Annotated in this window: 14 protein-coding genes; 10 read left to right on the top strand and 4 right to left on the bottom strand. The window is 34.5% G+C overall.

Annotated elements, in window-relative coordinates; genetic code table 11:
- Positions 1-103: 103 nt before the first annotated feature.
- Together HS848_RS10415 and HS848_RS10410 are read left to right on the top strand one after the other, a co-directional pair.
- Positions 104-1516, top strand: coding sequence for an NAD-dependent succinate-semialdehyde dehydrogenase (locus HS848_RS10415; protein ID WP_198612269.1), 1413 nt, complete (start codon positions 104-106; stop codon positions 1514-1516).
- Between the two features lie 441 nt (positions 1517-1957).
- On the top strand, positions 1958-3031 hold the full coding sequence (locus HS848_RS10410) for an NAD(P)-dependent alcohol dehydrogenase (RefSeq protein WP_103167366.1): 1074 nt from the start codon (positions 1958-1960) through the stop codon (positions 3029-3031).
- Positions 3032-3135: 104 nt separating this feature from the next.
- Here the strand turns inward: HS848_RS10410 and HS848_RS10405 are convergent, their stop codons facing one another.
- A complete protein-coding gene (locus tag HS848_RS10405) occupies positions 3136-3846 on the bottom strand; it encodes an SDR family NAD(P)-dependent oxidoreductase (RefSeq protein WP_198612268.1) in 711 nt (236 codons plus the stop codon).
- A gap of 195 nt (positions 3847-4041) precedes the next feature.
- Between HS848_RS10405 and HS848_RS10400 the strand changes: the two genes are divergently transcribed.
- Entirely contained in the window at positions 4042-4290 is a 249-nt protein-coding gene (locus HS848_RS10400) for a DUF3923 family protein (RefSeq protein WP_198612267.1), read from the top strand.
- A 168-nt stretch (positions 4291-4458) separates the two neighbouring features.
- Entirely contained in the window at positions 4459-5316 is an 858-nt protein-coding gene (locus HS848_RS10395; RefSeq protein ID WP_198612266.1) for an ABC transporter substrate-binding protein, read from the top strand.
- 66 nt (positions 5317-5382) lie between these two features.
- Here HS848_RS10395 and HS848_RS10390 read toward each other — a convergent pair whose 3' ends face one another.
- Entirely contained in the window at positions 5383-6087 is a 705-nt protein-coding gene (locus tag HS848_RS10390; RefSeq protein WP_198612265.1) for an alpha/beta hydrolase, read from the bottom strand.
- A gap of 100 nt (positions 6088-6187) precedes the next feature.
- Between HS848_RS10390 and HS848_RS10385 the strand changes: the two genes are divergently transcribed.
- Positions 6188-7126 (top strand): ABC transporter substrate-binding protein, encoded by a 939-nt coding sequence (locus HS848_RS10385; protein ID WP_198612264.1) that lies wholly within the window; start codon positions 6188-6190, stop codon positions 7124-7126.
- A gap of 113 nt (positions 7127-7239) precedes the next feature.
- Here HS848_RS10385 and HS848_RS10380 read toward each other — a convergent pair whose 3' ends face one another.
- Both HS848_RS10380 and HS848_RS10375 read right to left on the bottom strand, forming a co-directional pair.
- Positions 7240-8262 (bottom strand): hypothetical protein, encoded by a 1023-nt coding sequence (locus HS848_RS10380; RefSeq protein ID WP_232806171.1) that lies wholly within the window; start codon positions 8260-8262, stop codon positions 7240-7242.
- A 591-nt stretch (positions 8263-8853) separates the two neighbouring features.
- Positions 8854-9534 carry a type 1 glutamine amidotransferase domain-containing protein gene (locus HS848_RS10375; RefSeq protein ID WP_198612263.1) on the bottom strand — a complete coding sequence of 227 codons (681 nt, stop codon included), beginning with the start codon at positions 9532-9534 and terminating at the stop codon, positions 8854-8856.
- Positions 9535-9704: 170 nt separating this feature from the next.
- Here HS848_RS10375 and HS848_RS10370 point away from each other — a divergent pair, with 170 nt between their 5' ends.
- The 5 genes from HS848_RS10370 (at position 9705) to HS848_RS10355 (ending at position 13065) form a co-directional block, all read left to right on the top strand.
- A complete protein-coding gene (locus HS848_RS10370; RefSeq protein ID WP_198612262.1) occupies positions 9705-10217 on the top strand; it encodes a DUF308 domain-containing protein in 513 nt (170 codons plus the stop codon).
- Positions 10218-10440: 223 nt separating this feature from the next.
- Complete coding sequence (locus tag HS848_RS12765) at positions 10441-10773, top strand: hypothetical protein (protein ID WP_232806170.1); 333 nt, start codon at positions 10441-10443, stop codon at positions 10771-10773.
- Positions 10742-11275, top strand: coding sequence for a trypsin-like serine protease (locus HS848_RS12760; protein ID WP_232806169.1), 534 nt, complete (start codon positions 10742-10744; stop codon positions 11273-11275). The genes HS848_RS12765 and HS848_RS12760 overlap by 32 nt, the downstream gene beginning before the upstream one ends.
- Positions 11276-11404: 129 nt before the next feature.
- Positions 11405-12601 (top strand): 3M3SH-releasing C-S lyase, encoded by a 1197-nt coding sequence (locus HS848_RS10360; RefSeq protein WP_198612261.1) that lies wholly within the window; start codon positions 11405-11407, stop codon positions 12599-12601.
- Positions 12602-12675: 74 nt separating this feature from the next.
- Complete coding sequence (locus tag HS848_RS10355; protein WP_198612260.1) at positions 12676-13065, top strand: carboxymuconolactone decarboxylase family protein; 390 nt, start codon at positions 12676-12678, stop codon at positions 13063-13065.
- Positions 13066-13174 lie beyond the last annotated feature (109 nt).

The raw sequence follows: 13174 nt of genomic DNA, 5'->3' as shown, positions 1-13174 counted from the left end.
TTTTCCAAAGAATTAAGTTAAAGCTAGGAGAAACGGATTGATAGATTATCGCATAAGGCGGGTATATACTTATGATATTAATTCTAAAAAGGGGTGGATGAATGTGACAACATTAGACGTATTCAATCCAGCAACAAATGAAGTTATCAAAACATTAGACTATACAGATGAAGCGACGGCCAAACAACAAATTGAAAAGGCGCATGAAGCATTTAAATCTTGGAGAGAAGTAGATGCTCATGAACGTGCGCAAAAGTTATCACAATGGTTCGACTTAATCAATGAACATAAAGACGAGCTTGCAGAATTGATTACTAAAGAAGGTGGCAAACCGTTAGCAGAGGCACAAGGAGAAGTGGATTATGCTAATTCTTATGTGTCATGGTATGCGGAAGAGGCTAAACGTATTTACGGACGTACGATTCCGGCAAATACACCTGATAAAAATATCATCGTGAAGAAATTCCCAGTAGGTGTAGTAGGTGCAATTACGCCATGGAACTTCCCAGCAGCAATGATTACACGTAAAATTGCGCCCGCACTCGCAGCAGGTTGTACGATTGTTTGTAAACCAGCGACGCAAACACCATTAACAACGATTCGCTTAATCGAATTAGCTCATGAAGCGGGTATTCCTAAAGATGCTGTTCAATATGTAGTTATGTCAGGTAAAGACGCTGGCGAATTATTTACGACACATCCTCAAATACAGAAAGTTACATTTACTGGTTCAACAAACGTAGGTAAACAATTAATTGCCCAAGCTGCAGATTCCGTTAAAAATGTCACAATGGAACTTGGTGGATTAGCACCACTTATCGTTCATAATGACGCAGATATTGAGTATGCGGTCGATCAAACGATTGCGTCTAAATTCCGTAATGCAGGCCAAACGTGTATTTGCGCTAACCGTGTTTATGTTCATAAAGACGTTGAACAAGAGTTTGTGAACCAACTTACGCAAAAAGTGCACGACTTAAAAGTAGGAAATGGCATGGACGATAATGTCACTATTGGACCATTAATTAATGAAGACGGTGTGAAAAAAGTAGTCAATCAACTTAAAGATGCCGTAAACAAAGGGGCTAAATTGTCACGTTCATTAGATGAAGCCCAAGAAATAGGTGGCAATTTCTTAAAACCTGTCGTGGTATCAGGAGCGACTCAAGATATGTTAGCTATGCAAGAAGAAACTTTCGGCCCAATCGTACCGGTAGCGACATATTCAGATTTAGACGATGCGATTCAAATGGCTAATGATACACAATTTGGCTTAGCTGCGTACTTCTTCACAAATGATTACCGTACTGGCTTCCATTTATACAATGCACTTGATTATGGTGTGATTGGTTGGAACGACGGTGGACCATCAGCTGCACATGCGCCATTCGGTGGTATGAAAGAAAGTGGTTATGGACGTGAAGGTGGTACAGAAGGTATCGAGCCTTACTTAGAAACTAAATATCTTTCTATTGGTGGGAGCGGGAGCAAGACAGGGAGCAAGACAGAAATCTAGGGAGTGGGACAGAAATCTAATGTAATTTCAAAGATTTCGTCGTCCCACCCCGGCAAAGTTGACTAAGAATGAAGAAAGTGAGGCTCGAACGCATCTTCATTTCAGACAACTACTGCCAAAACTTATCCCTTCAAAATACTTCGTTCAATATAAGGTTTTATATAAGAGAATGGCATTTCTATTTATTAAAAATAGAGTGCCATTTTCTTTATTGTTCATTAGTTATTTTAGATAGTAAAAAGGCTTGTAACTACCGCAATGATAGGAATCGTTACGGTTTGTTTATATTTTAAAAAGTAAGATTATTTTTACACTAAAAATTATTGTTAAAACATTCTTTCTGTTTAAAATTACTACTCAAATTTATATGAAATCGTTTACATAAATACTTTTAAATGGAAAAATATAGAGTAGATACATAAACTTAGGAGGATGTTAACAATGAGTGAAACGATTCCAGAGAAAATGAATATTGCGTTAATGAATGAACCATATGATATTGAAATTAAAGAAAGAGACGTACCTTCAATCGGACCTAAAGATGTCTTAGTTAAAGTGATGGCAGTAGGCGTATGTGGCTCAGACGTACACTATTATGCACACGGACGTGTAGGCGAATTCGTAGTTGAAAAACCAATCGTCTTAGGTCACGAATGTGCAGGTATGGTAGCTAAAATTGGGGAAGAAGTAACAGATTTCAAAGTTGGAGATCGTGTAGCTATCGAACCAGGTGAACCATGTCGTGAATGCGAATATTGTAAATCAGGAAAATATAACCTATGTCCACATATGGAATTTATGGCAACACCTCCATATGATGGCGCATTCTGTCAGTATGTTAGCCATCCGGCAGACTTCCTATATCATATTCCTGATACAGTAACGTATGAACAAGCAACATTAATCGAACCATTCTCAGTAGGGTTACAAGCATGTAAACGTGCTGATATTAAACCAGGATCAACTGTAGTTATTATGGGAATGGGCCCTGTAGGCTTAATGGCTGTTGTTGCTGCTAAAGCTTACGGTGCTACAAACATCATCGTTTCTGACTTAGAAGAAAATCGTCTAGAAGAAGCGAAACGTTTAGGCGCTACAACAACAATTAATATTAAAAATGACGATGTAGTCGAACGCATTAATGAAATTACAGATGGCCAAGGCGTAAACTATGCGATTGAAACAGCAGGTAACCCAATTGCCTTAAGAAGTGCGTTAAACTCATTAAAAGATGGTGGTACATTAGCAATTGTCGGCTTACCACAAGAAGACATGAACGAAATTAACGTACCATTTATCGCTAACCATGAAATTAATATCGTCGGCGTGTTCAGATATGCGAATACGTACCCACAAGGTGTACAAATCTTAAGCACAACTGACGCAGACTTAGACTCAATGTTCACACACCAATTTGAACTTGAAGATACAAAACAAGCTATGGAACTGACACGTACAAGTAAAGGCGATGCCTTGAAAGTTATGGTTTATCCAAACGGTTTCTTAGATAAATAGATATGGATATAAACGACCCCTCACTATTGTTGTAGTGAGGGGTTTTAATGTGTATTTGAATATCATTTTTTATACTAAATAATAACGCATTATCCTACTAAACTTTATTTTTTAAATAATTTAAACGGCAATACTCTTAATAAGATTTTTCCATTGTGGTTATGCTTGTCAGTAGCTACCTTTGCGATAGATTGAGCAGCTTCATTCACACTACGCATGTAGAAACCTTTCATATTTTTATTTAAGTCAGTTGTCACGCCACCTGGCATAACACCGAAGATCTCGACAGGTATATTATTTTTCTTGAAGTCTCTAGCAAATAACTTAATCATCGCATTTAACGGTGCTTTCGTAGCAATATAACTAAATGGATGGAAGAAGACACTAGGTTTAAGCGGAATAGTTAAATTCACGATTCTACCTTTGTTACGCGCTAAAATTGGCGTAAAGGTCTTAATCATTTCAAAATTATCAAAGAAATTCACATCAGCGAGCGCTTTTAATTCTTCCACGTCAACATCTAATGCTGACGCATCCATATTACCAGAAATACCTGCATTATTAATTAATAATTTTACATCTGGATGATTAGCTTTAATGTCATCAGCAACTGCATGGATGGTATTAGTATCAGTTAAATCAATTTTAATCCATTCCGCAGTAATACCTTGTTGTTGGAGTGCTTCAACCGCTGCCGTGCCTCTTTGTTCATTTCTAGCGCCTAATAAGATTGTCCAACCCTTACCACCTAATTGCTTAGCAGTTTCAAAGCCAATCCCTTTATTTGCCCCAGTAATCAAAACTTTCTGTCCCATAGCCATCTCTCCCTTTTAATTATGGAAATTATATACACCTACATTAGCATATAAATAGTTATAGATTGAAAGATTAGCGCTTTGAAAAGTAGACAAGTAGTCTATCTTAATTAAAATGATTTAGATAAATAATTATTGCCCGTTAGAATAAAATGATACTTAGTGATACGATTGTTATAAAAGGAGTGCTTTTTTATGAAACTATCTTGGATAGCTTGGTGGATTGTTAGCTTATTTTGGATAATTACATTTATAGCAATGTCTGTGTTTATATGGATAAGAGATGTAGATGCTTCGGGAATAACTCAAACGTTTGAAGCTAAACTAGCAGCATTTATAGTTCTAGCCATTTTTTATATTATACCGTTAGTTATACAACTTATTTGGATGATTATTAATATAGTAGTAGCACAAAGGAAAGCGCCTACCGATGCACTTAAATGAATAGATTGATTTGAAAATTCTCATGTGTTCTTAATCCTTGTCATGCGACTGTTCTTGTTCTCTAAAAATATTTCTTCCTACATATTTATGTTTAAAAAGTTTTTAAACGTAAATACTATTACTGTAAGGAAAAATGATAAGAATTCTCATTCGGAGGGATTTTTAATTATGACTATAGAAATCAAAACAAATGGTGTAACAGTAAACGTACCTGAAACAGTAGAATCAGCCGTAGCGTTAGAATATTCATTTGGCGAAGCATTGGGAAAACTTAACATTAATATTACAGGTATTGCAGACGATAACGATAAACATAATATCGATGCTTCAATTAGAGACCGTATTAGTAACTACGTATCAGTAGGTACACGTTTAGAACCAGATACTGAAGCAATTAAAAAAGCAGAACCACAATTAATCTTAGCGGATAAAAGTAGACACGAAAAAATCTTTGATGAATTAAACCAAATTGCACCAACTGTCTTATTAGATAGCTTTGATGCAAACTATGAACAAAGTGTTGAAACATTCAAACAAGTTGCTGAAATCGTATCTGAAGAAGATAAAGGTAATGAACTTGTAAAAGAGCACAATCAAAAAGTAGAAGATTTAAGTAAAGATGTAACGCTTGATAAAGATAAAACAACTATCGCAGCTGTTCCTACAAGCGAAGGCTTATACGTGCATGCTTCTGATTCTTATGTAGGCCAATTCTTAAGTAAAGTTGGCTTTAATAGTTCACTTTCTAAAGATGATGAAAGCAAGTTACCAGGCTATATGGGCGCTGACTACTTAAAAGTAGAAGCAGACAAACTTGCCGACTTTAACCCTGAACGTATTGTAGTAATGGTTGACGACGATAATCAAAAAGACTATGACAACTTAAAAGAATCTGATGCTTGGAAACAAGTTGAAGCGGTTAAACATAATCGTGTACACGAAGTTAATCGTGAACGTTGGGCTAAATATCGTGGCCTTATCGCATCAGAATTAATCTTAGAAGATTTAACAAAAGTTGAAGAATAATAATATTGTTCATTCCCCAAATTGAACATTAATGTAAAGGTAGCGGAGCTTCGCAATAGTGAAGCTTTAGCTACCTTTTTTGTTGATTTTTAGTTTCCGTAACCCGCGTTTGAAATAATATGTGAAGAATGACTGACGATGGATGCCATGTTTATTAGTCTCAAATATGAAGGTTGTGTGAGATTTTGTAAGCAATGGCTGTATTTTTTGTACGGCCAGTTTATTGTTGCGAACCATAGGTTTGATAACTTTAGTGTGTTTCATGCCTTCGCGGCCGCCAACGTACCAATAGATCTTCTTATTAGATAGGGCGGGACTGCCTTTTCCAAAAAGAGAGAAAATGTCAGGGTACCACATGGATGGTGATAGGATAATGTAGTTGCCGAATTGGTCGGGCATGGTGAGGAGGGCGTAGAGTGTGAGTAAGCCTCCGTATGATGCGCCGGCGATGGTAAGGTCGGCGTTGTTTGGTGAGATGCGGTAGTGGTGTCTAAGGTGTGGGATGAGCTCGGTTGTGAGCCAAGTCAGATAGTTATCTGCGCCACCGCCGTTTGGATTGCGTACCGTCGGCCAAGGTGTGTAGTCGTGAGCACGGTCAATAGGTTCAATGCCGATGAAGATGACGTCGTGGCGTTGAATTGATTTGAATAAGCTGTCGCCGTCTTGAGTGAGGACTGCTGGGTAGTGGCGAGTAGGATTTTTTGAGTAGGAACGTGGTAGTTGAATGATAATGGCATGGTCTTGAAAGGTGAAGGTATAGGTATTTTTCATAAAATTACTCCTTTTTTAAAAATTATATAGTAATTGGTGGAGAATTTGCTATAATTAATTTTGATAATCGTTATCAATTATACATAAAGGGGTTGTATTTATGAAGAAACTTTTACCTATATTATTATGTTTAGCGTTATTATTAGTTGCATGTAGTAACGGTAACGACAATAGTAAGAGTGACAGTAATAAATCTGATGATCAACAAAGTTCAACAAAATCATTTACTACGGATGGTAAGAAAGTTAAAGTACCTAAAGATCCTAAGCGTATTGTTGTATTACATCCAACGTTTGTTGGTGCGTTAGTGAAATTTGGACATAAACCAGTAGCGGTGCCTGATTTTGTGGATCAAAATAAAACATTAAAAGACGCGACGAAAGGGATCGACCGTCTTGATAATACGAATGTAGAACAAGTAACGAAGCAGAAACCTGATTTAATTATCACTACTGCTGAAGATAAAAACATCAAGAAATTACAAAAAATTGCACCAACTGTAGCGTTTAATATGACAGAAATTGATTATAAAGATGCGACAAAACAAATTGGTGAATTAGTAGGAGAGAAAAAACAAGCTGATAAATGGGTTAAAGATTGGGAGAAACAATTAGCGAAAGATAAGAAAGCTTTATCTCCATTTATTGATGGTAAAACAGCGACAGTTGTTCAACAAACACCTAAAGGTACAATGGCGTTCAGTGATCATCTTGGTCGAGGAACTGAAATCATTTATGGTGGTTATGGTATGAAACAACCAGATAAATTGAAACAAGATATTGGTAAGCAATATGCGATGCCAATTAATCCAGAACAGTTTAATGATTATTTAGGTGACATTGTAGTTGTTGCTGAAAATGGTAACCAAAAAGCTGACTTTGAAAATACGAATTTCTGGAACAACTTATCTGCTGTCCAAAAAGACCATGTGATTCGTTATGATGTAAACGATACACAATATAATGATCCAATTTCATTAGAAAAACAACGTGATATCTTCTTCAAAGAATTGAAAAAAATGAAAGACAATAGCAAATAAGTTAAAGAATAAAAATCTTGAATTTTAAAATAAGAGGCTCGAAGATCGTTAATGTCTAATTGACATGACCTTCGAGCCTCTTATTGTATTATTATCTAAAAAATTTTATAGAACTATAACTTTTTGAAACCGTCACCTTTAAGTTCAGTATCTAATTCATCCATTTTATCTTTCTTCGGAGATGAATCTTCTTTTACAGTTGTATCATCTTTAACAAGTCTATTATTTTCTAGTTTATAGTTTTTATAACCTTTATAAATATAATTTACCTCAGTATCAACATACTCGCTTGCTTCAGTTACTTTGGCTGCCGTAACTAAAGTAATACTTATTGGTTCAGTTGAAGTTGTTGGTGATACTTTTTCACTAATTTCTTTATCATCTTTTGAGAATGAACTGCTACTTTCAGTACCGATATTTACTTTATAGTAATTAGCTATGTTTTCAGTGCTATATTTTATTATGTCACTACTATTATATTCGTCTTTAATTAAAGTATTGTTTTTATCAAGAATTTGATCTAAATTTTCTACTTTATTCAAGTCAGTAAGATCTTTTACTTCAAGTGTATAATCTTTTTTGCCTTCAAATGTATTTGACCCACTACTATTTATGTCTTTCACTAATTTTTCAGGAATTTCTAACTTTATTTTATCTCCATTTTTCAAATTGCCATTATTAGGCACAGTAAACTCATAATCAGAAATTGCAATATTTGATAGTTTTTTATCTCCATCTTTAGTTGTCAAAGTAAGTGAACCAGAACCATTAACACCAACGAATTTAGGATTTAAATCTTCAATGATATCTTTAGCTGTAAGACTTTGAGGTTTTTTTAAACCATGAACTTTAAATTCTTTAGTAAATTCTTTAGCTTTTAATCTATATTCTTTAGAAGAAGCTTTATTAATTTTCAATTGTACTTGGACTTTATCGCCATTCGATAAGTTTTCTTTATTTTTTATATCTAAACTAACATTCTCCATCATCTTTTCTGCCTTACTCATCCCCTCTAAATCAGTATAATTTAAATTTGATTTGTCTATATCATGTGTATTATCATTTTTTATCATATTTAAGATTTCTTTGTTTTTAAAATTAGCTTGTTTTAATGCACGGACGTACAACTTGTTCATTGCTTTCTTATAAGATTTATCTGTAATTTCCGCAGTGCCTGATTTTTCATAACCACTAAATTCAACCTCGATATCGTCTTCTACGTTAACTTTACTATTTTTAACAAATAAAGTAATTGCTATTAAAAGAGCAATTAAAAGTACGACGCCACCAATAACATACCATTTGTAATTTTTTTAAAAATTCTTAACCTTTTCCACAAAAACACCTCGTTTAAATTTAAAGACAATTGATATTAATGAAACTGTATTATTTTATTTACCTATAACTAAAATATCACATATTAATAAAGTATTATATAATTTATTTAAAATTGTAAACATCTAATATATATTTTTTATTTAAAAGGGGCGGTAATATAAATTGGATGCTATTTTTGAACGATATATTTTATAAAGTCTTATATTCATCTCTAAAAGTTTTTTTCAACGCTCATTTTGAAGAGCACGGATTAGATTACATAGAAAATGGTTGATTCTGCTTAATGCAAAACCAACCATTTTTTTAATTATTTAATTGTTCACTGGACATGTAGGGTAACTTTTTCGAGCCTTTATTTCATTTTATTAGTGTGCCGGGAGTCTTAAAAGTTATTTTTTACTTTCTAAGAATTTCTCTGCTACGGCTTTACCAGATTGTGGGTTTTGTCCTGTGATAATTTGTCCATCAGCTACTGCGAATTCGCTCCAATTATCACCTTGTTGATAGTTTGCGCCACGATTTTTTAGTTCATCTTCTGTTAAATATGGCACAACATCTGCTAATCCAACGGCTTGTTCTTCGCTATTTGAGAAACCTGTAACTGTTTTGCCATCGATAATATTACGGCCTTCACTATCTGTTACGTTTAATAAGCCAATTGCACCATGGCAGACAGATGATACTGTACCGTTTTGTTCATAGATAGCACGGGCTAATGTTTGTAATTGTTCGTTATCTTTGAAGTCCCAGATTGTACCGTGACCACCTGCGAAATAAATAATGTCATAATTTTCAGCTTTAACTGCGTCTGGTGTGAGCGTATGACCAAGACGTGTCATGAAGTCTTTGTCTTGATAGTATTTCCAGTCTAAGTCCGTCATCATATCTTCTTGTAAACTTTGTGGATCAATTGCCGTATAGCCACCTTGTGGGCTGACATAATCTACATCATATCCATTGTTATACAGTACGTCTGCGAAATGAACTGCTTCGCCAAACCATAAACCTGTAGGACGGTTCATATCAGGATATTTTGAAACACTTGTAACAACGACCAATGCTTTAGCCATAATTAGCCTCCTAGTAATTTGCTAGTTCACTGTTTACCCTTTTTCGAAAATTAAAAAACTGAACTGACACAAGTGGCTACACCTTTTCACAAAGTTAATTTATTGTGCCACATGTCTAACTTCTCTATACTTAATACATTACTATCTATATAGAGAGAGGAGAGGTTACTTTGGCGCAAGATAATAATAAATTGAAATGGGCAAGTTTAATTATGGGGACGCTATTACTTATCGTCGCGGTTATTATATTTAGCTATCCAGTGAAAAATTTCTACACGCTCACATGGCTAATCGGACTATTCATTCTCATTAACGGTATTATTCAATTGATGTTCCGTCGTACTACAAAAGCATTCGCCGGTGGAGGCACAGGACTAATCATTGTAATAGGCGTTATTGATATCATCTTTGGTTTACTTATAATGTTTAATGTCGGCGCAAGCTCTGAATTCTTCGTCTTTATGTTTGCGGCTTGGTTCATTGTAAGTTCCCTAATCGGATTATTCACAATTTCTAAGCAAGGTACTTTAAGAGGATTATCAATAATTGTAAATATTTTAGGACTAATTTTAGGTATTATCTTATTATTTAACCCAATGATGGGTATGGTTTTAGTATCTACTATGATTGCTATTACATTTGCGATTCTAGGTATTACTTATATTATTGATGGATTAGCGTAATTTAATATATTGTTAAAGCTAAAGGCTAAGCTATTTTTTTATATTATGGCTTAGCCTTATTTTTTATATTAAAAATTAATTTAAACTACACAAATATATAACGATAATATAAAAAAAATATCATATAGTGGTACTATGGTAAATGGTTTCATGGTACTATTTAGATGTCTTAATTAATTTTCAGTAGCAAAAAATAAATAAACGAAATGAAGGTCAAAGTGAAATGAAAAAGTTAACTAAACTATCTGGCGTTATAGGGGCAGTTGCGCTTAGTGCGACATTCCTGTTACCAACAAGTGATGCCGATGCTGCTGTAGCATCTTATCCATACAATGGTTTAAGCAATACCAATTACTATCAAGCGGTTAATTTAAAATCTAAAGCGGGTAGTGTCTCAATCAATAGAATTACTAACCCTTCTAAATCAGGTTATGATGCGGTTGGACGTGTTACTAATTTAGATGGTTGGAAAGGTAAAAATAAAGATAGTATGGGTACAGGCTTTATCATTGGACCACATATATATGACAAATCTGCACGTAGTTCAAGATGGTAATGGTAAGGTAGCTAGTGCGAAGGATGTAAAAATCGTTACTGGTCGTAATGGTTCAACTAAGAAATACACATTTAAATCTACACAAATCAAACGTGTTCCAAATGCCGACGCGGTTATTGTCCACACAAAAGAAGATATGAGTCGTTATCTTAAACCATTAAAACTTGCTAGCACTTCAACAATTAATAAATTGAAAACTGGTTCTAAAATTAAAGCACCAGGTTATGATAAATATTATAAATATGGTCCAACAGAAGATAATACAAGAATGTGGGAATCACATGCTAGATTCTTAAAAACAACAACGAACGGCCGAGAAATTATGAACAAACAAATCTTTAGATCTGGTGGTTCTGGTTCACCTATGTTAACAAGCAGCAACCAAGTAATTGGTATCTCTGCGTATGGTTGGAACTTAAACGGCACAACAGGCAATGAACTTGCTGGAGGTTTTAAATTTACAGGCAGTATCCGTTCATTCATTGTTAAAAATATTAAATAATAATCAAGGGTTCAGGTTGGAAATGTTCAATTTTCATTCTGAACCTTTTTTTATAAATTACATTAAGTGAATTAAATGAAGGTAAGTATTAAAATAGAACGTAAGATATGGACAATAGGAGGATGAAACGTGAGCTATAATTTTGATGAAATTATTGATCGTCGGTATACCAATGCGATGAACGTAGAAGGCTATAAAGGCTATTTATTTGGTGACGCCGATGTTTCAGATATAGAAGATAACGATGAATTAATTCGTATGTGGGTTGCAGATATGGATTTTGCCACACCAGAAGTAGTACTGGACGCTATACGTGACCGTCTCGATAAGAAAATACTGGGTTATACCAACATCTTTGGTTCAGAATACTATGATGCCTTTGTATCATGGACGGAACGTCGTTTTGGTTATACTTTTCCCCAAGAACAACTCGTATTCTCACATGGTATCGTAGCTGGATTAATAGAATTGGTAGGCTATATTTGTGATAAAGAGGACAAAGCACTTATTCTTACACCGAGCTATGGACCTTTCAAAATGGCATGCGACAAAAATCATATTTCTACCGTATATTCACCAATGATTAATCATAATGGATATTATGAAATTGACTTTGAAGATGTACGCAAAAAGGTAGAAACAGAGAATATTAAATTATGTATCTTTGCGAATCCTCATAACCCGACAGGTAGAGTTTGGTCAGAAGAGGAATTACGCCAATTTGGCCAAATTATGAAAGATAATGATGTGTGGTTAATCTCTGATGAAATTCATTGTGATATTAAACGCAGTGGGCAAACGCATACGCCGTTCGCTAAAGCCGTTCCAGATTATGACAAGATCATCACCGCTATGTCTCAAAGTAAAGCATTTAATATTGCAGGATTAATGTTCTCAAATATCATTATTCCTAATACGCGTTTATTAAATATCTGGAAACGTCATCACTTCAGTTCTGAGAATCCATTAAGTATTGTGGCGACTCAAGCTGCTTATGAAAAGGGCGAAGACTGGTTGGAAGCCATGAATGATTATTTAGATGGCAATTTCCAATACCTAGCCGACTTCCTAGAGCGCGAACTGCCACATGCAGAATTTAAAATTCCAGAAGCAACCTACTTAGCCTGGGTAGATTTAAGCTATTATATTAAAGAGAATGATATTAACGAACCACTGGCCAAATACTTTATTAAAAATGCCGGCGTAATTATAGAAGGGCAAGAACAATTCGTACACAACGCAGACGGCCACGTAAGAATTAACCTCGCCGTCCCACGTGAAATTATGCAAAAAGGCCTACAAAAAATTAAAGACGCATTAGTATAAATATTGTGATGTAGAAATTCACAGATTTTAAGAGGAGAAGCATTATGACTATTATAGATTAATCAACAAATGGAATGACGCCTTTTCAAAGATTATTAGGTCATCAACAAGAATTAATGACATCTTGGACGCGATTAAGCGATTTATTAGAAAATGATGGTGCGCTTAGTAAAGAACTAAAAGAAGAAATACGAAGAATGCTAGCTCAAAAGAATGGATGTATGTACTGTAAAGCAAAAGGTGAACCTACCGGCAGTCTTAAAGATGAAAAATCAGCAGTTTGTATAGGCTTTACGGAAGTTTTTATTAAAATGGGAGACCAAATACCAGATAATATTATTAATGTGTTAAAAGAAAACTTGAACGAACAAGAAATTGTTGAACTTGTTTCATTTATTACTTTTACGAATGCCCAACAAAATTTCGGTGCAATTATGAAATTAGAACCTGTTAACGAAAGTTAGTTCTTATTTAATTAAAAATCAAAATAGTAAACTCCGATTGAGCCAAATATTCAATCGGAGTTTTTTACTTATATAGATTTATATCTATATAGATGTTAATCTATTAAAT

The sequence above is a fragment of the Staphylococcus caledonicus genome, from assembly GCF_016238465.1.
In the GTDB taxonomy this organism is placed as follows: Bacteria; Bacillota; Bacilli; order Staphylococcales; family Staphylococcaceae; genus Staphylococcus; species Staphylococcus caledonicus.
The sequence above is the reverse complement of the archived record's forward strand: the minus strand, read 5'-3'. Positions and strand labels throughout refer to the sequence as shown.

What these genes read in the sequence shown, in the direction of transcription:
- HS848_RS10390 (WP_198612265.1), bottom strand. Translation starts at nt 6,087, where the DNA reads ATGAAAAATACCTATACCTTCACCTTTCAAGACCATGCCATTATCATT.
- HS848_RS10380 (WP_232806171.1), bottom strand. Translation starts at nt 8,262, where the DNA reads ATGAACAAGTTGTACGTCCGTGCATTAAAACAAGCTAATTTTAAAAAC.
- HS848_RS10385 (WP_198612264.1), top strand. Translation starts at nt 6,188, where the DNA reads ATGAAGAAACTTTTACCTATATTATTATGTTTAGCGTTATTATTAGTT.
- HS848_RS10410 (WP_103167366.1), top strand. Translation starts at nt 1,958, where the DNA reads ATGAGTGAAACGATTCCAGAGAAAATGAATATTGCGTTAATGAATGAA.
- HS848_RS12765 (WP_232806170.1), top strand. Translation starts at nt 10,441, where the DNA reads ATGAAAAAGTTAACTAAACTATCTGGCGTTATAGGGGCAGTTGCGCTT.
- HS848_RS10400 (WP_198612267.1), top strand. Translation starts at nt 4,042, where the DNA reads ATGAAACTATCTTGGATAGCTTGGTGGATTGTTAGCTTATTTTGGATA.
- HS848_RS10395 (WP_198612266.1), top strand. Translation starts at nt 4,459, where the DNA reads ATGACTATAGAAATCAAAACAAATGGTGTAACAGTAAACGTACCTGAA.
- HS848_RS12760 (WP_232806169.1), top strand. Translation starts at nt 10,742, where the DNA reads ATGACAAATCTGCACGTAGTTCAAGATGGTAATGGTAAGGTAGCTAGT.
- HS848_RS10375 (WP_198612263.1), bottom strand. Translation starts at nt 9,534, where the DNA reads ATGGCTAAAGCATTGGTCGTTGTTACAAGTGTTTCAAAATATCCTGAT.
- HS848_RS10355 (WP_198612260.1), top strand. Translation starts at nt 12,676, where the DNA reads ATGACGCCTTTTCAAAGATTATTAGGTCATCAACAAGAATTAATGACA.
- HS848_RS10405 (WP_198612268.1), bottom strand. Translation starts at nt 3,846, where the DNA reads ATGGGACAGAAAGTTTTGATTACTGGGGCAAATAAAGGGATTGGCTTT.